This window comes from Spirosoma sp. SC4-14, from assembly GCF_037201965.1.
Lineage (GTDB): Bacteria > Bacteroidota > Bacteroidia > Cytophagales > Spirosomataceae > Spirosoma.
Genome location: NZ_CP147518.1, coordinates 5,481,368 through 5,507,726 on the forward strand (window position 1 = coordinate 5,481,368; position 26,359 = coordinate 5,507,726).

Sequence of the window (26,359 nt, forward strand, 5' to 3'; positions counted from 1 at the left end):
TCCAGCAATTGTGCAACCATTAAGATCGGCCTTTTTTAAGGTTAGCTCTGAAAATCTGCCTCAAATTTAAGGTCATAGGAGATAGCTAACCTTAAAAAAGGCGGATTTCGAGGTTTAGCTCTGGTTGCGCCTGCGTCAAAATCACGATAGCTTTCTGCGCTAATAGAGCTGGTTTTATATCATCGTCTTCATCCATTCCCCAGATATAGGCATGGGCTGGATTGTCAAAACCGTGATGCTCAACCGTACACGGGTCATGAAACGTGGCTAAACCTATTGCCAGAACATCTTTGTTAGCCAATGAAGCCAGTGCAAACTTACTGAGGTCGCGTACAGATTGCTGGGGAGTGGTCAGGCTAGCCACATCGACGGATAGCTTTCCTTCATCTTTGGGTCTGAGTTTGAAGTTTCTCGCTACCATCAGGATCAACATATTTGTGCCAGGGCGAGCGGTATATACTTCGGTATAGTTGTTCTTCGTCGGCTACGGGGGTACTGTTCATTCAGTACAAATTATCGGTTAAGCCATTGTAAGGTTTCCCGCAACGACTCCGGGGTTAGCGGCCCTTGTTGCGGGGCTTCGTTCGGCCCGATGCGAACAAATTTGATTCGATTGTTTGGGTATGTCAGCAACTCAGCCGACTTATCGCCATTACGAAGATTAATCATAATTTCCCCTAATGGTCCAGGCGACGTGTGGTAAATTGGCTGGCCGGTTGCCGTAAGCAGCAGCGCAATATCGAGTGCCGCCAATACGGTTTGATGCGTAGGCGCAATAGCTCCATCCTCATCCCAGTTATCCACGAGTTGCTGATACGCAATGATAGCAGTCAAATGCTGACGATTGGACGATGGTAAACCCTCAACGGATTGCGTTGTACTGATTTCCCTCGCCAAAATATCCTGCGCGAAGTCAAGTGTATCAAACATAAATGAATTGAGTCAGCTCTTGACTGTGTACTGTTGTTGATTAAATTTATCAAATATGGGCGCATTTTCAAAATTAGGCTAGTCCATAGTTCACTTTATTTCCAGAAAATAGTCTATACTGACAGCCATTATCATACAGAATTCTAAGCTCAATTGCCGAATGAGTCAGGCAAAACCGTTACCCACCATAAAACCAGCAAAAAACTATGCGTGTAGAAGACTTATCACCCCAAACACTCGACCGGATCAAGCTAAGCCGTTGGGATCGGATTATTGAGAAACACGAAGGTCCCGAAACATGGGCGTGGAAGTTTAAAACGTATCAGCCCGACGATATGATTTTCCGCTGGGACCCCAACTTCGATCCGGTTGCCGCTCGTCCACAGTTCATGCAGATAGGCGACCAATGGGTACTTTTGCCCGTCAGCCGAAGCCACCATCCGAACATCACTATCCTGCATCATTTTCGGAGCGAAGACCACACCAAACTAGTCATTTACCTTAAAGACACAACCTACGACGATAGCTTATTCGGAGCTGGATTTATCGCCATCGGCGACCTCCAACCGGAAGGCTTTTACCTGACTACACTCTACCATGAATGGTTCATCATCGATTATGACGCCGAAGCAAAGGCTACGTTTGGTAAAGAAACTAACTAGTTAGCTCTTATTTGAGAGAAAACGTATCGAAATCATCGATTACCAGAGACGAAGAAAAGTCAGAGTGAAATCTAGCAATCATTAAAATCCGAGTCCATTCTTTATCTTAGGAGAATGGAATATTATTTAGGCACAACAGACTGGCGTTGGTATAATTATTTGACCAAACAGGCTCCAGAAGATGTAAACTTTTGGCAGCCTGGAGGTCGCAGTGCATTTCGTGTTCTTAATCCTGGTGGTGCTTTCTTATTCAAATTAAAAAGTCCATACAACGCTATTGGTGGAATCGGTTTTTTCGCTGCCCAAAGTCAAATTCCACTCTCAACCGCTTGGGATACGTTTCAGTCAAGAAACGGTTTTGATACATTAGAAGAATTTCGGTCAGTTATTCAGAAATATCGTCGCAACTCAGAGCGCAATCCGACTATTGGCTGCATAGCCCTAACTAATCCCGTATTTTTTGAGAAAGAGGATTGGATTCCAACCCCTGAAAATTGGAGTCCAAGCATCGTACAAGGGAAGACATACAGTACACAAGATGAAATCGGTCTAAAACTATGGCAACAAACCGAAACTGTGCTAAAACGCTATTTGACTTCTAGCCTGGACACTAAAAATTCATTTGCAGTAGCAGAAGAAAGCCCACAATATGGAAATTCGATATTGCGCAAAGTGAGAATTGGTCAAGGCGCATTTCGCCTTTCAGTAATAGACGCATATAATAAACGATGCGCTATTACGGGTGAGAAAACTCTACCTGTTCTGGAAGCTGCACATATCAAACCTTTTGCAGAATCTGGCCCTAATCAGACTTCTAACGGCTTACTACTTCGTTCTGACATGCATAAACTGTTTGATAATGGCTACATCACAATTACTCCTGAGTTCAGAATAGAGGTGAGCAAGCGAATTAAAGAAGAGTTTGACAATGGGCGAGAATATTATCAGTATCATGGAAAAAACTTACTAATACTACCTGAATCAGAGATTAATAAGCCTTTACCATTATATTTAGATTACCACAATACAGCAATTTTCAGGCCTTAACTCTTATTATTTTCTAACAACAATCGCGTGAACTCAGTATTTTACTATAGCCTCCTGCAATATCGGTACGCCCAGTCGCTGGGCGAAGTACTGAATGTTGGCGTGTTGCTACTGTTTCCTGAGCAACGCACCGCTACATTTCTCCACCCCGAACGGCTAGGCCGCATTCGAAAGCTTTACCCCAAGTTTTCAGAAAAGGTTATCCGCTCCTATTTCAAGGGTATTGTTGCCCGTACCAATCTATTAACCAAACAGCCGGAAGTCTTTGCGGATTACGAAGCTCATCCAAGACAACTGATTGATAATGAAATTCTGATTCGGGATAGCAGTGCGTTACAGTTTGGCGAATTAAAAACGGCTGTGCTGTATACGGAAGATCTAACGGCTATCAGCGAGCAGTTCTATAAACTCTATCTCTCGTTTTATGAGGAGAGCGAACATCAGGTTCGTCATGATGAGAGCTATTTGCTGAAAGAATACCAGAAACGGCTTCAGCGTCGTCTGAACGGATTGCTTTCCCGCGAAGCATTTGAACGACCTGTTACGGTTAAACCCGAAGGCACAAACTTTTCCTATCAATTCGCCTTTGCCTGGCAAAACGGGAGCTTTAATCTGGTAAAGCCCGTCAGTTTCGACTTGAAATTAGAGCAGTCCATTACAGACAAAGCGACGCTCAACGTAGGGCAATTTACCGTCTTACGCCCTTACGCAGAACAGCATAACGCGCGTTTTGATGTCTTGGTAGCTCGGCCAAAAGATCGGCAGTTGTATAAACCTTACGATCACGCGATTCAACTTTTGGCCGATCAGCCACATGTCAAAATTGTTGAAGAAGAGCAGTTGGACAGTTACTCCGCAAAAACAGCTGAAGCTTTAACGTAATCATTACTTTATGATCAACTAATCTTCATCAACCGCCCATCCAACGGCAACGGACGCTGGGAGAAGTGACAAACACTTTTAATTAGTGGGCTCCTTCAATAGCTTACAAAATCCAGCAAAGTCAATAAGGCCTACTTTTGGGAAGGGAATGTTTTGCAGATGATTGAAATGCCGGTCATTCGTCACAACATAATCGGCATTACCGACTATGGCCGCATCGGTAAACTTATTATCATCGGGATCGTTTTCGATCAAACCAAAACGATAAGCCGGTTCTACCCGTATCACCGTTGACAGATTATCAAGAGCTAACAAGGTACGTTCGGCAAAGAGAGGGGAATACTGTCGTTCAAGCAACTCAGCGTATTCATTAAGAATATCTGTCGACACTACTAATTCAAACTGCCCTGCCTGTAACGCATCATATACCCATCGATACGACGAAAAATAAGGCGTAATAACCAAAAGGATATTTGTATCGAGCAACACCCTCATTATTCGCGATAAGGAGTACGAAGGTGGGTATTCAGAAGTGCCTCAAGGTCGCTCTGATGGATTGGTTGTTGCTGCTGGAGCCTGGCCATTTCTTCATCGGCTTTCCGCACGTAATACTCCGCCAAAAGTTGCTTAATATCAGCTAACTCCTGCTCAGTCATATTGTGTGCAAACAACTGGAGCAGATGGAGTTGTACAGGATTTAGCTTCGTTGTCATGATCTGCATAAACTAGTAATACCTGCAAGATAGCCGTTTTACCCCCGCAAATCAACTAAAGATAAGTAGAGCACTGACACGTTCATCAACCAGCTTTCACCAACCGCCCATCCAACGGCAACGGACGCTGGGCAACCACGTCTACCTGGGAAAAAGCCGGATGTTGCGGGTGCAGCAGCAGGTTGTAGGACGTGTCGATGATGGCAGAGGGAACGGCAATGGCTAGTGAAAACGGAGCCAGTAACCAGTCGGTCAGGATGGTTTGCGTTTCGGACAGGGTACCAGTTTGCCAGTACGTGGGCAGTCGGTCGGGCGAAAGCCAGAAGATAGCTTTGTCCAGATCGTCGGGCAGCCGAATCGTACTAAGCCATAGCTGAGGGAGTTCGGATAATGTGAGCGGAGGCAGGTGCACAAGCGTTTCGAGCAGAGCTAATTCAGGTGTTCGGCTTGTATACAGAATGCCAATGCCTTTGGGGTTCCAACGCCCGCCGTATCGGTGGCTTCCGATATCCGATAATGGGTCCACGTGATAAGGAGCCTTGTTTAGCCGGTAAACATCCATGTGTTTTTACCCGGCAATGCCCCATTCAATACGGCCCAGCACATCGTCTACCAACGAGAAACCGGATACCGTATCCAGCACCACCAACGGAGACTGTGGGACAACCGCAACCTGTGTTTCTGAAACCGATAGTGTAGATGAACGTTCGTAAACTAGTTTAGGCTCTTCAAAACTTCCCATGTCGTGTAGGGATATAGACGGTAGGGATTCCATATTTTCGGTAGATGTTTCTTGGTAGCCTAACTCATGCAGGGGCGTATGCAGCCAACGACTTAACAGATCAGCTCGCCCATCAAAAACCACCAATCCATGCTGAATCAGCCGTTCAAGCAATAGCAGCCGCTCGCTGGCCGCAAGGGTCAATGCGTCGCCCCCCGACTTCCCATGCAGGCTACGAACCGACATCCCTAGAATATGGACCATTTCTTTGTCGGTCAGGCCAACGATCTGAGCAATTTCATCGACCCGACGACGCAGTACGCCCTGTCGGGCCTGCTGAATTAAATCCGCTACGGGCCTTAAATACGATTTGCTAACGGATGTGGTTGGGTGCAACGGAGCAGTCATACATAGTGATTGAGCCGATTAGTGCAAATATACACAAAACAAACGGCAAATTTGCACTTCACTTTCTTATGGCTTTAGCTGAAGGCTGGCGTACATCATGTCGAGCAAGCCGTTGACAATGGCACTTTCGGCAAAACCGGGCTTGAGCCGCGACGAAACGACTTCAAACGTGTAGGTACCAAACGCGGCATCGTTGGGAATATAGCCCGATCTGGCAAAACCGTTGGTCAACGTCACCATCATGGTGTTGGCAAAAGGCGATTCTTTTTTCAGACGAGTCCAGATGGGGCTGAACACTTCGCCGTTGACAGCCGTAAAGGCAATGTCGCCAACCCGGATCAGCCCGAGCCGGATCGGTATCGAATCTGCGTCGGCATAGGTACCCGCGTAACCTGCCCGACCTTCATCCAGCCGCTTGCGTCCGGGGCAGTTGATAATGCGCTGATCGGTCTGAACAATGGGGTTGCTTATTTTTCGCTTGATGCCCCGCATGGTATGCAGCACCTCCTCACCCAGTAGCTGGCCCATCGAAAGCAGCATCTGCTTTTGCTGCTCCATCAGTTTGATCACTTTGGGGTCGCTCCGGTCGAGTCCTTCGCCACCGGGCGGCATTTTATTACTGATGTCGATGCCTCGTTTGGCGTACTCCTTGACGCGAATCTCGCGCAGATCGTAGGTCTGCTGGTAATAGATTGGATTCTGATCGCCACAGGCACCCGTCGACCAGAGGGCCACGGTCTCATCGTCGAAGTTGTTCTCCAGATATCGCGACGCGGCTCCCGGCACATCTCCGCTGATCTTATCGAACATGCCGGAAATAACCCCGTGCATGGCATAGTTGTAATAGACGGCAATGGGTTTACCGGCGAGCGATTCGAAGGTAACCACGGCCACGGTTTTGTCGGATGGGCCATCGTAATTCGGTCCTTCCCACCACCGGCGGGTTTCGGGATCGATGATGTTGCGGTTCACATTGATATACGATACCCCTTCGCCGTAGCCAATCCGGGCGGGTTGCAACTTGTCTTTCGCCAGTTTGACGGCACTGGCAATTTTCGACTCAAAAGCTTCCCCGCTAATCCCAAACGGTACACTGTGCGTATGCGTGGCCGTTAGCTGGATGTTTTGGACAGGAATACCCGACAGCGCTTTAATCTTCGCCAGGATACGGTCGGCCATTTCGTTGTTGATGCCCCCAATATCGACCGAAACGAGGGCTACGGTATTACTGCCATTATTGATGACAACAGCCCGTGAGTAGATGTTGTCGTTGATACCGAAATACGGCTTTTTCAGTTCGTCCAAAGCGGGCGTTATATCTACTTTGGCCGCGCCAACTGACAGCGAAACCGGTGGCGTAGACTGGGCCACAACTCCATTGACGATACTCGTCAGGACTATAGCTAGTAGTCCTACCATCCCAAATTTCAGTCGCGTTTTCATAGGTTTGATTGCTTATGCGGGTTAGGAAGCAAAGGCAGATGGAACATAAAGCTACCCGGTAATTACTTCAGCTTATGGCCTCTGTTGGGCAATCCGCCGTATATCCACTCCTCCCCTAACCGCTCCTGCTCGATCCGCCAGCCGTTTTGGTTTAACTGCTGAAACAAGTTACGTTCCTCACCCGTCAAATACGGCAATTCCGTTACGGGGGTTGTTTCGCCCTGGCTGAGCAGATGCTTGTGCGCGTCGAACGTAGCACGGTCCATCAGAAGCGATTGCGTTTTGGGGAAGAGTTTGCGGCACTGATCCAGCATCTGAAAACCGTGGGCGTCCAGATCTCCCCAATAGTAGATCTGTTTATCATGCAGCCAGTCGGTCCCGCCCAGCAACGTAACGGCGAAACCGCCACCCCAAATAGCAATACTGTCGGGCTGAGCGGGAAAGGTCAGAAAGGAAGTCAGGTTTTCGATAATAAATACGCGGCTTCCGCTTAATTCCAGCATCCGAAATTCGCTTAACCAGACGCTGATATGCGATAACGCGGGGTGTATACGCAGCGATTCGTCCAGAAACCGAATTTTTAGTAGTGGCTCCTCAACATACAGATGAAAGCGTTTGTAGAAATCGGTCTCGTCGGGGTTTAGGTGATCAGGAATCAGGTGGTCGAGTAGGGTGCGCAGGATGGGCCGGTTGGTTTCGATAAACTTGGTCGGCACAGCAATAGACAGGCTTCGGACGTATTGCTGCGGCTTGGGGTTTTGCCCAAAATACGCCGTTACAAGCAGCAAAGCGGGCCATTTTTCAGCCTGTTCAAGCACAAGCTGAGGCATTCGTTCCAGTAGAGACAGCAATGCTGGCGATGCAGCCCGAATCTGTTCAACGATCTGCACAAAGCGCTGATAGTCGCCTTCTTTGCCGATAAAGTACAGGAAATCATTGGGGGTGTCGAAACTGATTTTACGAATTTCACTCTGGCCCGTTTTGGCGTTTGGTTTCAGCTCAAGCGTGTAACCGCGACCCGTTTTGTTTTTGGCATTCACCAATAACTCCCGCTGCTGGTCGAAAATAGCGTCCATCCCGGCCCCACGATCCAATGTCTTATTGGTCGGAATCACCATCGGAAACAGGTCTGCGCCCGTAAAATAGGCTTTCAGAACCGCTTCGTATCGGCGCAGAGCCTTACGGTGTAGATCGTCGAGGGTTATCATAACTGTAACGCGGGGAAACCCGTACTTGCGTTGTTATCCAAAATGTTTGTCTACAATTTCGCGGGTTTCCACCCGCGTTACATATCGACCAGCAACGTTTCTTTCTGTTCGCGGTATTCCAGAATCGGGATGTCGCGGACGGTCGATTTGCGCCGGTCGCGGTGATCTTTGGTAACCCAGTGGATCACCGATACGTCGTTTTCGAGCAGGTGGATGGACGTGAGGGGCGTTACGACCATCAGTTGCAGACCCAGCCCCTGACAGAGTTGCAGCAGGTATTTCGATTTGTCTTCGTCCAGTTTGCTAAACGCTTCATCGACCACAATAAACCGGAATGATCGGTAGCTGGTACCGTCGCGCAGCCCACCATTACGAAAGCCGTCGCCACGCGGTCCACCATTACGCGGTCCGTCGTTACGCGGTCCGTCGTTACGGTGAATGCCAAATTGGTGGGCGATAGCCGCTCCCAAGACAGTGTAGGCCAACTGAGCCGCTTCGCCACCCGACAAACTTCCCGAACTGTCGTAGCTACCACCGGGCTTGGGGGTTTTGTCGGCCATGAAGTATTCACGCGCTTTAAACTCCGACCAGTTGCGCACATCGGTAACTTCCTGCCGCCATTTTTCATCGGCCTGTAGCTCCCGAATAAACGGCTGAATCCGGCTGACAAAATGAGCAATTTCGGCCGCTTTGGGATTGTCGGCCAGGGCAATCTGCGTGCGGTCGGGTTGCCAGCCGTTGAGTTTACCAAACCGAAAATCACGGATGCGGGGCTTTCGGGAGTCGGTACGTTCCAACTGAATATACGTATCGGGATTGAGGTTGAAGGCAATGTTACGGAGCGACTCGTTGATCTGGTCGATGGTTTCGCAGATGCGTTCGTGTTGCAGTTCCAGCGAATTGCAGTAATCAGTCAATGCCTTAGTCGCTCCACTTTTGAATTCGTCGTGAAAACGGCTTTCCAGTTCCACCATGTTCTCGTCCCGAATCTGCTGATAGCGGTCGATGTATTCGGGCAGTTGGTCAATCTCGGTTTTCAGATCGTAGGTGTCGCTATCCCAGTCGGTGAACGTAGTTCGGATTTCTTTGGCGGGCGATTTAAACGCACCCATTGCAGCCCGGATGGCTCGTTCCTGGGTTGCTTTTTCGGCCGTGAGTTGGGTCAATGTAGCGTTCAAACTGGTTTCAAACCTATCTTTTTGCTGGCTAAACTGAGCGTATGTCAACTGCGGGCGCAAGTCGCGGGTAAGATCAGTCAGTTGGGACAAGTCCGAATCAAGGTTATCGGAGTCGAAATTCTCCAGGAAGTGTTCAGCCATTTTCTGCTCATCGGCCAACGTTTGCATACGTTGCTCCGTATCCCAGAACAACCGTTGGGTCTGCGCTTTGTCTTTCGTCAGTGTATCAATCGTTTGCTTCAGATGTTTCAGTTGTTCCTGCAAGGTCTTCAGCGTCTGATTCGAGTTTTCCAGCGCTTCTTTCTGCTTCAGTAATTCGCTGATTCGGAGCACATCGGCCTGCCAGTCGATTTTCGAAAATTGTTTTATTTCCAGAAAAATCGACAACACTTTTTCCTTATCGCCAATAGCAGAAAGCTCTTTTTCGATGGTATTCAACCCTTTTTCGAGTTTGCCGATGCTATCGCTGAGTTCGCGGGCGGTGCGTTGTTTTTCGCGAAGTAAGTCCCGGTTATCCCAGCCAAGCAGGTGCCGATGGGCCGGTGAGTCATCGCGCTCATGGCGGTCTTTGTTTCGATTCAGTCCCGATGGCAACAAGGCTCGTTCGGCCCGCTCAAATTCCGCCTGACTTTGTGTACACAGGTAATTGAATCGGCCCGCAATGTGATTTTCGACCCAGGCTGCATACTGGCTTTTTGGATTGAATGCCAGCTTGGTAACCAACGCCCGTGGATCGGGAAAAATAGGCCGGGGCGGTTTGCCCGTGACGTGATGAAACACAACTTTCCCCTTCAAATCGCGGTGGGCGTTGAGATAGGCGTTGACCTCCGAATAATACGCGTCGGGCACCAGCAAACATAAGCCAAAACTATGCAGCACCTTTTCAATGGCGTCGTTCCAGAGCGGTTTTTCGTCGGCCAGCACTTCTACAATTTCGGCCACAAACGGAATTTCAGCCTCCGTAGCGCCAATAGTTTCAATAAGTTCCTGCCGGATTTCGGCCGGGCGTCCCGTTACTTTACCGCTGCTGTTCAGCAACTGTGTAATCTCGGCGGTTAGCGCATCGAAGGTTTTCTTTTGCTCGTCCAGCTTCGTTCGATTCGCGTATTTCTGGTCATCGAGCCGCTTTTTATCGGTAGCCAATGTGGTTTGCAGCGTTGCGGCCTGTTCGGTATTTTCCTGAAAGGCCGCTTCGTCAGGGTTTTCGGCAAACCCCAATGAACGCGCTAGTCGGTTGTAATCTTTGGCGTTCTTTTCTTTTTCCGCTTTTTCTTTTTCGACACCCCGAATCTCTTTCTCCAAATCCTTGATTTGCTGAGCGATCTGATTGTTTCCTAATTGAATTTCCAGCTCAACGCGTTTATCATCAGCCTCCTGCCATTGAGTTTCCTGCACAGCCAGTTTATCACTCAGCCGCTCCAGTTCGCGGTTCTGTCGGTTGCGTTCATCAGCCCACAAGCGCACCTGCTCACGGGCAAACCAGGGTTCCAGCAATCGCTGGTGTTCGGTTGTTTCCCGAATCGACTGTTGCAGTTGCTGATACGCATGGCTGAGGGTATAAATCGGTTCAAGCAGATTCAGTTGCGTGCGGGCTTTTTCGAGGGCCTGATAGGCCGTCAGCAGCGTCTGGTAATTGTCCATCAGCTTTTTGAACGACGCTTCGGCTTCACTCTCTTCGAGCATATTGGTTCGGATAAACTCATCCAGATCGCCCAGCACTTTCATCCCGACGGTCTGGTTGAAGAGGGTCAGCGCTTTTTCGCTCCGCATCCCAAACAACCGCTGAAACGTAGCGGCATACTTCGGAAACGTATCGGAATCCTCGATTCGGTCGCCATATTGCCGTTTCAGTTTTCGCAGCCAATGGCCATCGGTGCTGAACTGAATGTGCTCGCTAATGCTGAGTTCGAGTTTGGCAATCAGGTATTTGCGTTGCAGGCCACTGCTGTTGAACCAGCGAATCTGCGCCAACGTAATCGGCACGCTTCCAGCACCTTCGTTCGCAAATACGGCCAGCATGATCGAATACGTATCGGCCCGGTTCGGACGCAATTTTTCGACGCGGGCGTTTTGCTGTTCTTCGTTTTGTGTGCGCCCGTAATGCCCTTCTACATACGACTCTTCGCTCCGTTCCTTGCTGCTTTTCGCACCCGACGATTGATTGAAGAAACGTTTTTGCGGATTGACCAACAAGGCCAGCAGTCCATCGACCAGGGTTGTTTTACCCGATCCGTTGGCACCAGTCAGCAAGGTGTTTTGCCCTTCGGGCGATAGCTTCCAGATGTCGCGCCGACTGCTGCCTTCATGAAAGGTGCCCCAGTTAAATACTTCCAGCGTTTTGAGCCGATACCCCGGTCGTATGGGCGCCTGCTGCGTATCAAATAGACTCCACATAGGCTTTCAGTTTGTCGCGGAATTCTTCGAGTTTGTCGTTGGGGAGTTTTGCCTTCAGGAGCGGTTTCACTTCGTACTGCGTATTGTCGGGATTGGCTTCGTCCTTGCGGGTTTGTTTCAGGAATCCAATATCGGCCAGTTTCTCAATGAGGCCATCTAATTTGCCAATCAGCGCTTTGCGATTCGGTTGGTTTTTGAAGAACAACTCGATCCGGTCGCGGACCTGCTCCCGCGTCACGAACAATCGATTACTGCTCAGGTGATTGCTTACTTCATGTTCTTCGAGCCATTCGCGCAGTAAAATAGCCAGTAAGCTTTGCTCATAGCTCAGCGCCACCCGACGAATGAGTTTGATGGGGGCATTGGCTTCATCGTCGGCAATGTCTTTCTGCACCAGCCGGGCATAGCCATCACGTCGGTTAAAATCGAGCGCGACGCCAATGATCTGAAAGTAATCGCGGATGGGGGTTTCGTACTGGTCGAGGAGTTGCCAGTACGTGCGGTCGTCGTCGTAAATGGCATGCGACTGTAAGAGTTTGATAATGGCTGACGCGTAGGGTTTGGACATAGGTAGTTGCAGATAATGGCTGCAACCACATGCCCCAGCGGGCAGCCTGCCGCCGGAATAGAAAGCAATACAGAAGTTATTTAGTATCAATGAGTTTCTGCTGGACTTTTTGAACAAACTCAACAGAAACACCGGCTACATCAGCAATTTGTTCAAATGGTAAAGACATTTTCGTAAGTAAGTTCTTTACAAACTCCTCTTTGGCTTCTTCCTTGCCTTTTTCTTCGCCTTTATCTAGCCCAATCAGGTAAACGAAATCTTTTTCGATGCTAAAAACGTTGGCCAGGCTATCCATAGCTATATCTTTTAGATTATCACTCAAATTACGCAATTGCGCCAATACACGCAATTGATTGAAATACCGATTAAACGCGAAATCACAGTTCTATTACTTTTTGACAGGATGATCAGGACTTGCTACATCTTAAAAAATCCTGATCATCCTGTCAATCCTGTCGAAAAAACACTAATCTACCGGCAAAAAATAATCTCCGGGAAGTCCGTTTTTCGATTGGTGCTAATCTGATAACTGTCGCGCTGGGCATCGTTGATGAGGTGTTTGGTAGACGCAGCTGCCAGACTGCCGTATGCCATCAATTCCGACAGGCCATATTTTAGTCCGAATTCATCAACTACTTCCCGAAGCGTCACCTGCGCCTTCGACCGAAGCATGTATTTCACATTGGCCAGCAACACCGATTTGTCGATAACAGGCTGGTTCACCAGCGAGTCAAAACTAACCTCTTCTGTTTCGACAACAGTCAGTACACGCGGCTCAATCCGGTTTTCGCGCTCCTGCAACGACACAAACGGGTCAGACGACAGATAATCCGCCTTTCCATCAATTTCCAGAAAAACCTCCTCGCGGGGTGGATCGTCCATAGTAGCGAACGCCAGTGTCCGAATTTCATTGATGAGGGCCAGCGATTTTCGGCGGTCGCGGAGGTGTTTTTCGGCAATGATCTTTTCCAGTTTCCGGGCCAGTTGGTAAAAAGAGTCGTTTACTTTCTGACCTTCGGTATGCAGGTAAAATTTGATTTTGCGGACGAATGTATCATCGACAGTAAGTCCGCGTTCGGTTAGTAGCTCGAAAACGCGTCGGATAAGCTCATCTAATTCAGCTTTTTGACCAGGATCGGTCAGGTGCTGATAAAAGCCCTCAAAACTACGTCCTTCGTCGGTCTGGCGAAGTTCGTCCAATGCATCGAGTGCATAGCTTAACAAGCCACCTTTGGTCTGATCGACAGCCGATTGTTTCTGATAAATTGCCTGGGCAATGAGTCGAAACCGATCTTCTACTTCCCGAAAATCGCGCATCAGACTACGCGCTACCACGTTGACTTCCTGAAACCGCTCTTTCACCTGATAATCGGCGAAGGTTTGTACGGTTTGTGTCCGCATCAAGTCCCGAATCTGTTCGTCGATGTCCAGTTTCTGCTGCTCCAGTTCGGCTACTTTTACCCGCCAGTCGTCGGATGTATTCTGTACCAGTTCGCGTAGTTTTTGCACGATGTCCAGAAAACGCGATTCGGTTCCTACTAAACTACGTTTCTGCATCAGCGACGCTACCCAGTCCAGCACGGTTTCCATGTCGGGCGTGAGCGAGTGCAGGTCATCACCCTGATCGTTCGTAAAAAGTGTCAGATAGCCTTCGCGAACCCAGTCTTTAATGAGTTTTTCGACTTTCTCCTCAACGCCCATCACCACACTGGCCAGACCACTTTCCTCCGCAAATTCATCGTCGGTAGCTATCCAGGTTTCCAGAAAATCGGCCAGATTGCCCGTCAGCCGCTCATGAGTCAGTGTAGGCGAGTACTGCTCGGCTTTAAAGGCTTCCTGTAAAAAACAGAGCACCAGAGCTGGGTTGCGGCTCCGCAACACTTTAATAGGCACCGGCACACGGTCGACACTAAAAAAAGCCTGATAACGAGGATAGTTCATAGCGTATTGGCATCAGTCGAAAGTCAAAAATAAGGCATACCTCTTACTCAGACTAAAAATCAAGCCGATTCGACAACGACGACATAATCAACAAGCCGACTACTGGATCACTTATTAGACTTACTTTTGTCAGGTGACAATTTTATTGATCACTCAGTCATTGGCACTGTATGGAACAACGCGATTATTTTGAAGAGGTGTATGAGGTAGTAAGGCTGGTGCCGAAAGGGCGCGTAACGACTTATGGATCAATTGCCCGTTATCTGAGTTTGCGAGCGGGCGCCCGTATGGTGGGCTGGGCCATGAATGGCTGTCATAACCGACCCGATGTACCGGCACACCGGGTTGTTAATAGCGTAGGCGTATTGTCGGGAAAGCATTTTTTTGGTGGCCCGACGGTTATGCAGCAACTTCTGGAAGATGAGGGTGTAGAGATCAAAAACGACCGCGTCGTCGACTTCAAAACGCGTTACTGGGACCCGTCGGTGGAGTTGGCCATATAACGGTTTTCGGTTTACGGTTGCGCTTCCAATTTACATACTTCCTACTTGTGCAGCGCAACCGTAAACAGAATCCCATAAACTATTTCAACCCCGCCAGTTTCGACAGATCGATGTCTTCGACGGCCGCTTTTATTTTATCCATGCTAACCCCACGACCTTTGGCAGTTACCACAAACCGCTTGGCTACCAGCACCGATATTTCACCATCTTTATCGGTATTATCGTATTTCTCATACGATTTATAGTCGCCCATAGTGCTGGTTTTTTCGTAGCCATGCTCGGTTTCCTTGTCAATTTCAACCATCGACCAGGCAGCCAGCCCCATAAGCATAGCTGTTCCACCCGCATCGACAATGGCCAGATCGATAGATTCACTGCCATCTTCGTTAGCATATTTGGCATTGGCGGTCGAGATGACCATGCCAGCCGCACCGTTCTTTTCGCCGGTTGCTTCTTTCCGGGCCAATCCGTCGACATCAGCAGGTAACAGCTCTTTCAGCGTTCTGAAATCAACAGCATCGACGGGACCTTTTTTCTGCATTTCTTCGGCCTGTTCGGCCATTTCTTTCATAGCGCTCACTGCGCCCAGAGCCGAAACCGACTCTTCATCTTTTTTTTCTTCTTCTTTCTCTTTGCTACCACAGCCAGCCAGCAGGGCAACACTTAAAAGGCTCGCACAGAGTAGGTACGTTGTTTTTAACATGGCAAGTAAAGGTTTAAAAATAATGATACCAGAACCGTTTTTGCCCCGCTTCACCACACTTCCCACATGAACTTAAAGTATGGCGCAGCGAACCAAACAACTAAGTTCTGGTACCAGGTTCAAATAACGGATTTCTGATAACCCAACCGTCAATCTTTTGAGTAAACGTATCATAATAATAGATAAAATAAAAAAGGGAGCATCCTGCCCCCTTCCCACTATCACTTTCAACTTCCACTATGACTTTATTTCTTTAGATTCGTCCTGAGGCTCAGGTATGACAACAGGGTTTCTGTAGCTACGAATCAGGAAATAGATGCCCAGCAAAACAGCCGGTATGCTCAAAATCTGACCAACATTCAGCGGTAAACTGTCTTCAAACGGAACCTGGTTTTCTTTCAGGTATTCGTAGAAAAAGCGGAGCGAAAAAACCCAGATCAGAAAAATACCCAACATACTGCCACGCGGAGTACGCTCTTTGTATCGGTTCCAGAACCAGAGCAGAAAAAAGAAGAGAACCAGACACGACAACGATTCATACAACTGCGCTGGATGGCGGGGAATTTTGGCGTATTCGGTATTATTCATAAAAATAAACGCCCAGGGTACATCGGTAGGACGGCCTACAATTTCGGAGTTCATCAGGTTTCCAAGCCGGATACTAGCTCCCCCAAGCGCCACAGTAATTACGATTCGGTCGGTTACCCACAGAAACGTCTGATTAGTCAGGCGGCTTTCTTTACGGCGTGAATACAGCCAAAGCCCCGTCAGAATACCGATCGTTGCGCCGTGACTGGCCAGCCCACGGTAGGGCGGCAGAATGACTTCAAGCGGGTTTTTAAGAATAACTTCGGGTTCGTAGAATAGAAAATGACCAAAACGCGCCCCTAAAATGGTAGCAACAACCATGTAAATCAGCAGCGTGTCGGTATCGGCTACGGGTTTATTTTCCTTTTGGAAAATATAGGTCATGATCTGCATCCCGATCAGAAACCCTAGTGCGAATAATAGGCCATACCAGCGAACTGAGAACGAACCAATGTGAAAAATTTCGGGATTAACATCCCAAATCACGTATTGCAGCATAACGATTCAGAGTCAACGTCGACTATGATAACGAACGTCGGTGGGCAAAGATACGGATTGCGGGAAAGTTTTTAGCCGTTTTCGTGTTATAGTGTCATGATGAAAACAATTCTGATTGGACTCGTTAAGGTTTATCAGGCAGCTATATCGCCTTATTTTCCGAATGCCTGCCGGTATACACCTACCTGCTCGCACTATATGATCGAGGCTATTCGGAAGCATGGGGCCATGCGCGGTGGCTGGCTGGGCTTAAAACGCATTGGTCGCTGCCATCCGTGGGGAGGGCATGGCTACGATCCCGTACCCTGAATGGATGCTGCCAGGTCATCACTGTCAATTTGTCGGTTTCTACAGGTTTTGCCCCAAAATTGCTTTCATCAACGAACAACTTATTCCTTTGCCAAATCTCTGACATGGTTAATATTACTGCCGATAATAAACTAAAACGCCTAATTGTGGTAGGCGATCGGGTACTGATTAAACCCAAAGACCCCACCGACCGTACGGCCAGTGGTTTATACCTGCCCCCAACGGTACAGGAACGCGAACAGGTTCAATCGGGCTACGTCATTAAAGTTGGGCCGGGCTACCCCATTCCGACACCCGTTGACGATGAACCCTGGAAAGAAACGGAAGAAAAAATAAAATACATGCCCCTTCAGGCGCAGGAAGGCGATGTGGCGCTATACCTTCAACGGAATGCGATTGAATTGCACTATGAAGGCGAACAATATGTTATTGTACCGCAATCGTCGATTCTGATGCTGGAACGCTCGGAGGATCTGTTATGAGACGTTGGATGCTGGATAGTAACAAGTCTACTATCCAGCATCCAACGTCGTCCAAAACACTATTCGCTATCGCTGGTTGTAGAGTCTGATTATCGTTCTAATTTGAAATCACACTTAGCATGGAAAGTATAGCGAATCAGCAAAAGTCGCTTAAGGCCTTATTGAGCGAAAAAAAAGACCACCGGCGCGTGTTGCTCCTCTACGGCCGCGACGATGCCCAGCATTATCTTATCGAACAGCAGGAAGCTCTTACTGAATTTAAAGATGATGTTGCAAAACACGAGCTGGATACGATTGTAATTATTGCGTCTGAACTTCAGGAACCCGACCGCCAGTTTCTGATGCATGAGTATAAACTGGTGCCATCTGAGGATTTTGTGGGCTGGCTTCTCGACAAAGACGGAAGCATTAGAGAGACCTACAAAAAGCCCGTGTCGCCCCAGGACCTGTTTAAAGCCATCTGAACCGGGATTTTTTTGATTTTGCTGACTGACTTTGATTTTGTTTGATTGAAAGCGCTTCTTTGAAGCGAAAACAAATCAAAGTCAGTCAGCAAAATCAAAAAAATCCCGGTTCAGACCTACTCAAACTTAGCCGCTTCGGTAATTCCTTTCCAGGTATCGGTGCGGAATGGAACGGCTGGAAAACCTTCCCGATTGTAGAGGTTCACATCACTATTGTCATCGGCCCACCCATAGCGAACGGCCACGGGTGTAGCAACCGAATCGGCATGTACCACCACCGTATTGCCCTGAATGTCGGCCTTGGCATAATAAAACTTCTGATCCGATCCAGCCACTTCAAACCCTTTCAGATACCCATAGCGATCTTTTACCGTTAACCCTGTCCCTACGTTTTTGAAGGTAACTACAGCCCGATTGTCATCTACCGTCAGTTTGTCGAACATGGGTCCACGCGATGCTTCGCCCAAGGACGTTTCTCCGTTAGCCACTCCCGAATAAGCAACTCGTATGGCTTCGGCCGCCAGTCGTTTACCTACATCCTGCTTATTTTTCGGGTGAATGTCTTTGGGGTCGCCAATGTCAGCCGTAACCGCCATACCTGTATTTGGCAATTGCAGTGCCATCGTCTGAGCTTCGCGCAGTTCGGCCCAGCTACTGCCATGCCGACTGTCGCCATTAGCCGAATTGAAACTCGCCAGTTGAACAAACAGGAACGGGAAATCATTGCCCCAGCGTTTGCGCCAGTCTTCGATCATAAGCGGAAATGCCTTCCGGTATTGATAAGCCCGCCCAGCGTTCGATTCGCCCTGATACCAGATCACTCCTTCCATAGCATAAGGAATCAGCGGATTCAGCATGGCATTGAACAACTGGGTTGCGTATGTATTTGGCCCCGGCCTGAAAGACGACGGCGACACCGAAGCAACCCGATACTGCCATTGCCCGGCCAGCGGAATATCCAGACTCTCGCCCGAAAGTTGAAGTTGTTCCGGTTTGCCAACAATGCCGCCAGCACCACCATCATCGGTAATACGAACGGCAATAACATTCCGGCCAGGTTTCAATACGCCATCAGGAATGGCATACGAACGGGTGGCCTGTCCTTTGGTGGCTCCAACAAACTGACCGTTTACGAATGACGAATCCCGATCGTCGGCAGAGCCAAAGCGAAGTGTCATTTTTTTGAGGCTGGCATCCTCCGGAATCATGACTTCTTTGCGAAACCACACCACGCCATCCAGCGTTGGTAAGCCGCCCCATTCCCAATCGCCGGGCATATTCATCGATTTCCACTGATCGGTTTTCAGAGCCGGGTCCGACCACTTCCATTCTTCGCCAGCAGCCGGTAAACCGCCCTGCTGCTTTTCCAGCAATAAACGGGTCCGCTCTTTTCCACTCTGAATCACTTCTTCATAATTGGCAGGCAACTTCGCTATGACCGGCCGGAACTCATCGCTCTGATTCATGGCGTCGCGGCTGGTCCAGGTTTCGGAATGGGTTCCACCCCAACTCGTATTGATCAACCCAATAGGAACATTCAGATCTTTTTGTAGCTGGCGGGCAAAAAAGTAGCCAACTGCCGTATAGTAAGCTGCCGTTTGCGGGCTGCAAACTGTCCATTCGCCTTCAATATCGTCTTTAGGAGTCAGGCTAATGGATTTTTTAACCAATAGCTGACGAATGGTCGGATAAGTAGCATTTTTCACCTCTTCTTTGCCATTGGTAGCCGACTGGAGTTGCCATTCCATATTCGACTGCCCCGAACAAATCCAGACTTCGCCCAGGAGTACATCCTCGAAAGTTACGGTGTTTTTCTTTCCGGCTACGGTCAGTAGAAAAGGCCCACCCGCTTCCATTGGATCGAGCATGAGCTTCCATTTGCCTTCTTTGTCGGCTTTCGTTGTTTTTGTCTGGTTAGTAAAGGTTACGGTAACTTTTTCACCCGGACTCGCCCACCCCCACACCGGAATCGACTTTCGACGTTGCAGCACCATATGCGAGCCAAACACATTCGGGAGTCGCACATCGGCAAAAGCGGTTTGTATAGCGAGCCAAACGAGCAGACACGCACTCCATTTAAAACCTTTCATGCACATTCAGGATTTAGTTCATATCGCTGGACACTGGATGCTAGACATTGACTGTTAGATACTGATTGCAGGGAAGTCTTCTATTTTCCACCATCCAATGTCCGACAGCCAGCGTCCACCATCCTTAAAAGCAGCATTTTATCTTATTTACCCAGTCAATCTTCTTAACACACGTGGCTAAGGAGCGTATTCTGATCACCGGCGCAACAGGAACTCTAGGAGCGGCAACGATAACCGAGTTGATGAATCACCCGGCCAAACCGTCTTTCGATGTCGTGGCAGGCCTGCGCAATGTGTCTCATCTGGAAGCACTCAGCAACAGCAGACCCGACGATGTAATTCGACTGGATTTTTGCGATATATCCTCTTTCGAAGCCGCACTTCAGGGAGTCGATCGATTATTGTTCATACGCCCTTCGGCCTTGTCGGATGTCGAACGATTTTTTAAACCATTCGTAGCAGCAGCCAGGGAAGCGGGTGTTCGCCAGGTCACCTTTCTGTCGATGCTGGGTGCCGAGCATAATCCGATCATTCCGCACCATAGAATTGAAAAGCTTATCGTTGAATCCGGCATAGTATTTACGTTTCTACGAACCGGCTTTTTCATGCAGAACCTGTGTACACTCCATCGCGACGAGATTCGGCTTCGGAACGAAATTTTTGTTCCCGCTGGCGACGGAAAGGCCTGCTTTGTCGATGTTCGGGATGTGGCTACCATAGCTGCCCGTTCGCTCACGAACCCAGGCGACTTATATACCAACCGAAGTTTCGAAATTACAGGCTCCGATGTGTTAACTCACCTCGATATGTGCCAGATTTTGAGTGTGGTTCTGGGTCGGCGCATCACCTATCGCAATCCGTCGGCACTTCGCTTTATCTGGCACAAATGGCATAACGAACACCATCCGTTATACGACATACTGGCCAGGACAATGCTTTATACCTCTATTCGTTTTAGCAGGACGGCCCAGACATCCCAAGAGGCCGAATACCTTCTGGGCCGCCCCCCTATTACGTTTCGGCAGTTTGTGAACGATTATCGTGAGAGTTGGATGGGCTAACTTATTGTTCATAGCCGCTCAATGGTATTGAACTGTTCAATCAGCCAGTCGCGTTTGGGTTTGCTGATGGGCACCTGCACCTGATCGGCCATGAGCAGATAGCCCCCTTCCTGCCGAACAATTTTTCGAACATAGACCGGATTGATCAGATGCGAATGGTGTACGCGCACAAACCCGTTCGGTTCCAGTGCCTGTTCTACTTCCTTAAGCGTCCGACAGATCAGCATACTCTGGCCATTGTTCAGGTAAAAATGGGTGTAGCTCGCATCGGCCATACAGCGAACAATATCGGCTACTTCCAGAATTTCGTAGCCCTCCTGCGTGGGCAATGCCAACCGGGTTTTCAACGAACCTGCCAGTTGCAGTTGCTCCTGAAGCAGTGCATACTGCGAGCGCTGGAGATGTTTTATCTGCTTCTGCTGCCAGCCCGTAATGGCCAGTTGAAGTTCTTCTTCCTGAATCGGTTTCAGCAGATAATTGAGTGCGCTGAACCGAAAGGCCCGAATGGCATACTGATCGAAAGCCGTAGTGAAAATAACGTCGAAATGAAACTCAGGAAACAGTTCGAGCAGGTCGAACCCATTCATTCGAGGCATTTCAATATCCAGAAACAGCACATCGAAACTTGTTTTCCGAATAAACTCAACCGCCTGCTCGGGCTGATTGAACTTTGCCAGCACCTGAACACCTAACGTCAACAGCTTTAGCTCCAGCAATTCGGTTGCGTGTAGTTCGTCGTCGATAAGAATCGCTTTCATAAAATAGCGGTTTTGTTGGGTTACGCTTCCGATTGGATTTCGGTTTGATAAGCAATGCGAATAAGCGTGCCCGTTCGGGTTTCGGTTTGCACGTCAATAACCTCAATGGCGATATAGGCCGGATAATTCTGGTTGAACAACGAAACCCGTTGCTGGGTAATGTCCATACCATACGATTTGCGCCAGGGAGTCGACTTACTTTTTTGTTCAGCGGCTTTTTGCCGTCCAATACCATTGTCTTCGATTTCCAATAAAATCTGGCCATCCGAAGTGGGTTTAATTCGTACATAAAGCCACTTATCAGCATTGTAGCTGGGCATCAGTCCATGCCAGATGGCATTTTCAGCAAATGGCTGAAGCAGCATGGGCGGAATCATCAGCGAATCGGGATCGATGCTGCTGTCAATCTCAATCATGTACCGAAATTCGCCATTCGAACGCGACGCTTCAATATCCAGATAAAGCCGAAGCGCCTTTAGCTCATCGGCCAGCGAAATGGTTTCTTCCCGCGAGTGATTCAGAATTAGTCTTAGCAGGCGGGAAAACCGCGACAGATACCGGATTGCCTCTTTTTCGTCGCCTTTCAGCACAAGATACTCAATGGAATTGAGACTGTTGAACAAAAAATGTGGATTCATCTGGCTCCGCAGCGCCAGCATTTCCAGTTCAGCAATGCGTTTTTCGAAACCTACCCGCAACTGATTTTCGCGTTGCAAATCGAGTAGTCGTTGTTTTTCGATTATAGACTCGCTGTGCTGACGGACTTTTTCAGCCAGTTCGGCATTGATCTGATTGCCAAGTCGGCGGTTTTCTTCCAGTTGTGCAATGTAGGCCCGCTGGTGTTCGTCCCGTTCCTGATCGAGCAATTGAATCCGGCGCGCCAATGCCAGCGCCAGTACCATAATTTCGAGTAATACACCAAACGACACCCGCATCAGATCGTCGACCGAACCCGGTAGTTTTACTCCTTTCAGCAGCACTTCGCCTGCTCTTAGCCAGGCCAGAATGCCAACAAACAGCAGTAGCCCATTCCCCAAAACAACATACGGTGTTAGTGGCGAACGCACCCGACGCGCAATCCAGATCAATAGCCCAATATGAATAGGTACCAAAACCAGTCGGGCAATCCAGAACGTTGCCTGCTGAACCAATGAGCTGTTGAAAAGGCCCATCGCAATAACGTAGACGACTCCATAGCCAAAACAAAGCCACGCTACCCGATCCAGCCAGAAAGCAACGCCCGGATGGTTTTTTCGCAGATCGAGCAATTCGATCAGGAAAAGCATATAAGCGGCCATTCCGGCCCAAATTACGGCTTCGGGAAGCTGGTTCTGGAAAAGCGGAAACTGGCTCAGCCAGTGCCCGAATGGCGTATAGGCTCTCATTTTCAGCAGCGTGTATACTGTAGCTGCCAGCACATACAGGAAATAATACCGATAGATGGTCTGCCGATAACGGCTATAAAGCAGACCAACAAAAAGGGTAAAGAAGAAGAGTCCGCCCTGTATCCAGGTTCGGTACTGAAACTCAGGAATATCAACAGGCGTAAAAACTGTTGGTTCCGGCCCAAACAGTTCCCCCCACCGGTTCCCTAACCAGATTCCCGATCCCATAAACGCCTGTAGCATACACCACCGATTTTAGCCAATGTTACACAAACCACGCCATTTCAAAAACAATCAGTTGGTCAAACTATCATCTGGGTAATTCAGTACGAAGTTCGAGTCAATAACTCAAATACCCGATTGACAAACCCAGAGAGCGAATTGGTTAACAGAGAGCGACTCGTTTCCCGATGAATTTTGAGATTTACTTCAGATTATCTCTGCCCGTTTTCTTTTCCAGATACTTTCCATGAAAAAGCGAATCAGCGCTCTATTCGGTTTCATGCTACTCCCATACATAGCCGATGCTCAGGTACAGATTGAAAATCCGCAACGAACCGTTGAACGGAATGTTGAGTGGCGCGCCAATCAGAAAGTGGATCAGGGCGTCAACCGAGGGCTCGACAAACTAGAGGAAGGCATTGGCAACATTTTCAAAAAAAAGCCCAAAGCCGATAAGAACAGTAAACAACCGGCGAACAATACGGAATCGGAAACCAATTCCTCAACCGATTCGGATAAGACCGCTACCGCATCGGCAAAACCAGCAACGACCCGAACCGCCTTCGATGTCAACTCGGATAAAATCAAACCCGAATCCTACGGAACCCTAAAGGATATTGCCGCTATCTTGACCGATAACCCGACTGTCACCGTAAAAATCATTGGTCATACGGATTCAGAGGGCGACGAGGCCAGCAACCTAACCTTATCGAAAAAACGGGCCGCAGCCGTAAAAGCATCGCTCAATAAAGAATTCGGTATTGCCGAAACCCGACTCCAAACCGATGGCATGGGCGAATCGCAACCTGTTGACAGTAACACGACACCGCAGGGGAAAGCCAATAATCGCCGGGTCGAATTTCTTAAATTATAATCGTATGCAATCGACACGACTCTTTTTAGTTGGCCTGCTGGCCATAGCGACTCTTGTTTCGGTACAGGCTCAGTCTAAAATCAGGGTAGAATCGGGCAAGAGCCAGCCACGAGTGAACGAAGTTATCTTAACGAATCCGTCGCCTAACCGTACGTCGTCCCGCAAACCAACGCTGACGTACAACTTGCAGAGTACGTTTACCTTTGACAAAAAAATAGGCTATATCCTCTCGGGAACATCCGAAAAACAAACGAGCTATTTTTACCTGAACACGCAGAATGGAATGGTTGGCATGGATACCCAGGCACTGGCTGAGATGGCCAATCTGGCATCGGCGGAGGGAGCCGACTTTTGGGTAATCACACCAGATAAAGATGTGTTTATGTATGTTTCGGGCGATGGCCGAAAGATGGCGATGAAAATTCACACGGGTGAAGGGTTGCTCTACACAACGATGGCTTCTGAATTTTCGGCCAAACAGTTCGACGAACAGTTTAAGGCCACCGGCAAAACATCGGATTTTGGCGTTAAGAGGCAGTTTAAAGCCACCGAATATAGCGGTAACAGTCCGCTTGACGCAACACCTATGTCAATCTGGATCAGTTCAACAAACGCGGGTGTGGTGTTAAACCCGGCTTATCTTGAAGCAGCTACCGGGCCAATGGGGCTGGGATTTGTTCGAATCAACAACACAACCAAACTGATTGTGTCGATGGCAGGTGAAGGCGTTTCGGCCAGCATCACCTCGATCGAGAACATAACGCATCGTTTCTCGGGCGCGGGCTATCAGACAATTAGCGTTCCGGGTGTAAAGTAGCACTTATCACGAACCAACCATCAGCGGAATAGACACGGGCAGGCCAAAACTTTCGCGCAAAGCCACACGAGCCGCATGGTAGCCACACATGCCATGTACCCCACCACCGGGCGGGGTCGATGATGAACAGAGAAAAATGCCGGGAGCTGCGGTTCGATAAGGTGATAAACTAACTACCGGTCGGGTAAAGAGCTGACCAATATCAATGACTCCTCCATTGATGTCGCCACCAATGTAGTTTGGATTATAAGTTTCCATCTGCACTGTATTCATCGTATGGCGGGCCAGAATCTGGTCGCGAAAACCCGGCGCAAATCGTTCAATTTGTTGCTCGATAACTTTCGTCCGATCGAGTGTTGACCCGTTTGGCACATGGCAGTAAGCCCAGGCCGTATGTTTTCCTTGGGGCGCACGCGAAGAATCGAACAGGCTTTGCTGAGCAAGCAGCACAAACGGCCGGTCGGGATGTTTCCCCTGCGCGGTTTCCTGTTCAGCCTGAGCAATTTCTTCGAATGTACCACCAATATGGATCGTAGCGGCCTGCTGGCATTCGGGAGCAGAAAACGGAATCGGTCCATCCAGTGCCCAATCGATCTTGAACACACCCATACCATAGCGATACCGTTCCAGTTGCCAGCGATACAAACGCCCCGTCAGTCCCGACCCGAAACGATTGCCCACAATTGCCAGTAATTGCCTGGGTGTTACATCGAACAGTACAACTCTCGAAGAAGGCAACTGATTCATTGACTGAACCTGCGTATTGGTTTCCAGCGTTCCTCCCATTGAGCGAAAATACGATGCCAGCGCCTTGGCGATGGACTGAGATCCTCCTTTGGGCACGGGCCAGCCGCGCAGATGCCCCGCGGCCATCAGCACCAGTGCAATAGCCGATGTGGCCAGATTCGACAACGGCTGAATGGAATGGGCGGCCATGCCAGCCAGCAACCCGCGCGCTTCCTTCGTTTTAAAACGACCAGCTAATTGCGAAGCTGAGCGCAAGGCATCTACACCAAACTGAGCCATATTGAGCGGGTGCCGGGGCAAGCGTAGTGGACCCAGTATATCGGCTGCCATAGCTGGCCAATGGCGCACAATGGGTTCCATCAGATTGCGATACCGATGCTCATCATCGCTCAGCGACCGGGCTGTTTCATCAATTGATTGCCGTAGCGCGGCCGCAGTTCCTCCATCAAACGGGTGGGCAGCCGCAAGGGGTGGGCAGGTAAATTCCAGGCCATGATTGGCCAGAGGCAGACTACGAAAAAAAGGCGATCCAGCCGCCAGTGGATGCACAGCCGAACAAATGTCGTGCACAAAACCGGGTAATGTCAACTCCGCCGACCGCAATCCACCGCCAATGTCCGCTTTGGCTTCCAGCACCAGTACCGAAAGACCGGCATGCTGCATGGTAATAGCCGCACTTAGCCCATTTGGGCCCGAGCCAACAACAACGGCATCGTAGTCTGATTTAGCCAAAGAAAGAGAGTTTACAGTTTACGGTTGCTCC

At 49.1% G+C, this 26,359-nt stretch carries 28 protein-coding genes; 10 read left to right on the top strand and 18 right to left on the bottom strand.

Annotated features, from left to right (window positions below):
* Positions 1-91 precede the first annotated feature (91 nt).
* Together WBJ53_RS22375 and WBJ53_RS22380 are read right to left on the bottom strand one after the other, a co-directional pair.
* Complete coding sequence (locus WBJ53_RS22375; protein ID WP_338870294.1) at positions 92-433, bottom strand: hypothetical protein; 342 nt, start codon at positions 431-433, stop codon at positions 92-94.
* An 80-nt stretch (positions 434-513) separates the two neighbouring features.
* Positions 514-930 (bottom strand): hypothetical protein, encoded by a 417-nt coding sequence (locus tag WBJ53_RS22380; RefSeq protein ID WP_338870296.1) that lies wholly within the window; start codon positions 928-930, stop codon positions 514-516.
* A 206-nt stretch (positions 931-1,136) separates the two neighbouring features.
* On the opposite strand from WBJ53_RS22380, the gene WBJ53_RS22385 reads away from it, so the two are divergent.
* The 3 genes from WBJ53_RS22385 to WBJ53_RS22395 all read left to right on the top strand — a co-directional run bounded on the left by WBJ53_RS22385 (position 1,137) and on the right by WBJ53_RS22395 (position 3,521).
* Entirely contained in the window at positions 1,137-1,592 is a 456-nt protein-coding gene (locus tag WBJ53_RS22385) for a hypothetical protein (RefSeq protein WP_338870298.1), read from the top strand.
* A gap of 114 nt (positions 1,593-1,706) precedes the next feature.
* Positions 1,707-2,639, top strand: coding sequence for an HNH endonuclease (locus tag WBJ53_RS22390; RefSeq protein ID WP_338870300.1), 933 nt, complete (start codon positions 1,707-1,709; stop codon positions 2,637-2,639).
* A gap of 27 nt (positions 2,640-2,666) precedes the next feature.
* The gene (locus WBJ53_RS22395; protein ID WP_338870302.1) at positions 2,667-3,521 is read left to right on the top strand and encodes a DUF3037 domain-containing protein; all 855 of its coding nucleotides are present in this window, start codon (positions 2,667-2,669) and stop codon (positions 3,519-3,521) included.
* A 78-nt stretch (positions 3,522-3,599) separates the two neighbouring features.
* Here the strand turns inward: WBJ53_RS22395 and WBJ53_RS22400 are convergent, their stop codons facing one another.
* The 10 genes from WBJ53_RS22400 to WBJ53_RS22445 all read right to left on the bottom strand — a co-directional run bounded on the left by WBJ53_RS22400 (position 3,600) and on the right by WBJ53_RS22445 (position 14,095).
* Positions 3,600-3,986, bottom strand: coding sequence for a putative toxin-antitoxin system toxin component, PIN family (locus WBJ53_RS22400; RefSeq protein WP_338870304.1), 387 nt, complete (start codon positions 3,984-3,986; stop codon positions 3,600-3,602).
* A gap of 29 nt (positions 3,987-4,015) precedes the next feature.
* The gene (locus WBJ53_RS22405) at positions 4,016-4,234 is read right to left on the bottom strand and encodes a hypothetical protein (protein ID WP_338870306.1); all 219 of its coding nucleotides are present in this window, start codon (positions 4,232-4,234) and stop codon (positions 4,016-4,018) included.
* Between the two features lie 85 nt (positions 4,235-4,319).
* Positions 4,320-4,760, bottom strand: a complete 441-nt coding sequence (locus WBJ53_RS22410; protein ID WP_338870308.1) for an RES family NAD+ phosphorylase — start codon at positions 4,758-4,760, stop codon at positions 4,320-4,322.
* A 42-nt stretch (positions 4,761-4,802) separates the two neighbouring features.
* Complete coding sequence (locus tag WBJ53_RS22415) at positions 4,803-5,363, bottom strand: antitoxin Xre-like helix-turn-helix domain-containing protein (protein WP_338870310.1); 561 nt, start codon at positions 5,361-5,363, stop codon at positions 4,803-4,805.
* Between the two features lie 66 nt (positions 5,364-5,429).
* Positions 5,430-6,806 carry a neutral/alkaline non-lysosomal ceramidase N-terminal domain-containing protein gene (locus WBJ53_RS22420; protein ID WP_338870312.1) on the bottom strand — a complete coding sequence of 459 codons (1,377 nt, stop codon included), beginning with the start codon at positions 6,804-6,806 and terminating at the stop codon, positions 5,430-5,432.
* A gap of 62 nt (positions 6,807-6,868) precedes the next feature.
* Positions 6,869-8,014 (bottom strand): Wadjet anti-phage system protein JetD domain-containing protein, encoded by a 1,146-nt coding sequence (locus WBJ53_RS22425; RefSeq protein ID WP_338870314.1) that lies wholly within the window; start codon positions 8,012-8,014, stop codon positions 6,869-6,871.
* 77 nt (positions 8,015-8,091) lie between these two features.
* Entirely contained in the window at positions 8,092-11,586 is a 3,495-nt protein-coding gene (locus tag WBJ53_RS22430) for an ATP-binding protein (RefSeq protein ID WP_338870316.1), read from the bottom strand.
* Positions 11,570-12,154 carry a DUF4194 domain-containing protein gene (locus tag WBJ53_RS22435; RefSeq protein WP_338870318.1) on the bottom strand — a complete coding sequence of 195 codons (585 nt, stop codon included), beginning with the start codon at positions 12,152-12,154 and terminating at the stop codon, positions 11,570-11,572. The genes WBJ53_RS22430 and WBJ53_RS22435 overlap by 17 nt, the downstream gene beginning before the upstream one ends.
* 76 nt (positions 12,155-12,230) lie before the next feature.
* Positions 12,231-12,503 carry a hypothetical protein gene (locus WBJ53_RS22440; RefSeq protein ID WP_338870320.1) on the bottom strand — a complete coding sequence of 91 codons (273 nt, stop codon included), beginning with the start codon at positions 12,501-12,503 and terminating at the stop codon, positions 12,231-12,233.
* A gap of 122 nt (positions 12,504-12,625) precedes the next feature.
* Positions 12,626-14,095, bottom strand: a complete 1,470-nt coding sequence (locus tag WBJ53_RS22445; RefSeq protein WP_338870322.1) for a DUF3375 family protein — start codon at positions 14,093-14,095, stop codon at positions 12,626-12,628.
* Between the two features lie 170 nt (positions 14,096-14,265).
* Between WBJ53_RS22445 and WBJ53_RS22450 the strand changes: the two genes are divergently transcribed.
* Positions 14,266-14,598 (top strand): MGMT family protein, encoded by a 333-nt coding sequence (locus WBJ53_RS22450; RefSeq protein ID WP_338870324.1) that lies wholly within the window; start codon positions 14,266-14,268, stop codon positions 14,596-14,598.
* A 79-nt stretch (positions 14,599-14,677) separates the two neighbouring features.
* On the opposite strand, the gene WBJ53_RS22455 is transcribed toward WBJ53_RS22450, so the two are convergent.
* Complete coding sequence (locus WBJ53_RS22455) at positions 14,678-15,301, bottom strand: transposase (RefSeq protein ID WP_338870326.1); 624 nt, start codon at positions 15,299-15,301, stop codon at positions 14,678-14,680.
* A gap of 237 nt (positions 15,302-15,538) precedes the next feature.
* On the bottom strand, positions 15,539-16,387 hold the full coding sequence (gene lgt, locus WBJ53_RS22460) for a prolipoprotein diacylglyceryl transferase (RefSeq protein WP_338870328.1): 849 nt from the start codon (positions 16,385-16,387) through the stop codon (positions 15,539-15,541).
* 99 nt (positions 16,388-16,486) lie between these two features.
* Between lgt and yidD the strand changes: the two genes are divergently transcribed.
* The 3 genes from yidD (at position 16,487) to WBJ53_RS22475 (ending at position 17,642) form a co-directional block, all read left to right on the top strand.
* Complete coding sequence (gene yidD / locus WBJ53_RS22465; RefSeq protein WP_338877221.1) at positions 16,487-16,696, top strand: membrane protein insertion efficiency factor YidD; 210 nt, start codon at positions 16,487-16,489, stop codon at positions 16,694-16,696.
* Between the two features lie 104 nt (positions 16,697-16,800).
* The gene (locus WBJ53_RS22470; protein WP_338870330.1) at positions 16,801-17,178 is read left to right on the top strand and encodes a co-chaperone GroES family protein; all 378 of its coding nucleotides are present in this window, start codon (positions 16,801-16,803) and stop codon (positions 17,176-17,178) included.
* A gap of 119 nt (positions 17,179-17,297) precedes the next feature.
* Positions 17,298-17,642: a DUF4174 domain-containing protein gene (locus WBJ53_RS22475; RefSeq protein WP_338870332.1), complete on the top strand. Its 345-nt coding sequence runs from the start codon at positions 17,298-17,300 to the stop codon at positions 17,640-17,642.
* 116 nt (positions 17,643-17,758) lie between these two features.
* On the opposite strand, the gene WBJ53_RS22480 is transcribed toward WBJ53_RS22475, so the two are convergent.
* Positions 17,759-19,732, bottom strand: a complete 1,974-nt coding sequence (locus WBJ53_RS22480; protein ID WP_338870334.1) for a sialate O-acetylesterase — start codon at positions 19,730-19,732, stop codon at positions 17,759-17,761.
* Between the two features lie 173 nt (positions 19,733-19,905).
* Between WBJ53_RS22480 and WBJ53_RS22485 the strand changes: the two genes are divergently transcribed.
* Positions 19,906-20,793 (top strand): SDR family oxidoreductase, encoded by an 888-nt coding sequence (locus WBJ53_RS22485; RefSeq protein ID WP_338870336.1) that lies wholly within the window; start codon positions 19,906-19,908, stop codon positions 20,791-20,793.
* A gap of 8 nt (positions 20,794-20,801) precedes the next feature.
* On the opposite strand, the gene WBJ53_RS22490 is transcribed toward WBJ53_RS22485, so the two are convergent.
* Positions 20,802-21,551 (bottom strand): LytTR family DNA-binding domain-containing protein, encoded by a 750-nt coding sequence (locus WBJ53_RS22490; protein ID WP_338870337.1) that lies wholly within the window; start codon positions 21,549-21,551, stop codon positions 20,802-20,804.
* Between the two features lie 20 nt (positions 21,552-21,571).
* On the bottom strand, positions 21,572-23,179 hold the full coding sequence (locus tag WBJ53_RS22495; RefSeq protein ID WP_338870338.1) for a histidine kinase: 1,608 nt from the start codon (positions 23,177-23,179) through the stop codon (positions 21,572-21,574).
* Positions 23,180-23,405: 226 nt separating this feature from the next.
* Here WBJ53_RS22495 and WBJ53_RS22500 point away from each other — a divergent pair, with 226 nt between their 5' ends.
* Together WBJ53_RS22500 and WBJ53_RS22505 are read left to right on the top strand one after the other, a co-directional pair.
* Positions 23,406-24,032 carry an OmpA family protein gene (locus tag WBJ53_RS22500; RefSeq protein WP_338870339.1) on the top strand — a complete coding sequence of 209 codons (627 nt, stop codon included), beginning with the start codon at positions 23,406-23,408 and terminating at the stop codon, positions 24,030-24,032.
* Between the two features lie 4 nt (positions 24,033-24,036).
* Positions 24,037-24,849, top strand: a complete 813-nt coding sequence (locus tag WBJ53_RS22505) for a hypothetical protein (RefSeq protein ID WP_338870341.1) — start codon at positions 24,037-24,039, stop codon at positions 24,847-24,849.
* A gap of 6 nt (positions 24,850-24,855) precedes the next feature.
* Here WBJ53_RS22505 and WBJ53_RS22510 read toward each other — a convergent pair whose 3' ends face one another.
* Entirely contained in the window at positions 24,856-26,328 is a 1,473-nt protein-coding gene (locus WBJ53_RS22510) for an NAD(P)/FAD-dependent oxidoreductase (protein ID WP_338870342.1), read from the bottom strand.
* Positions 26,329-26,359: the final 31 nt, after the last annotated feature.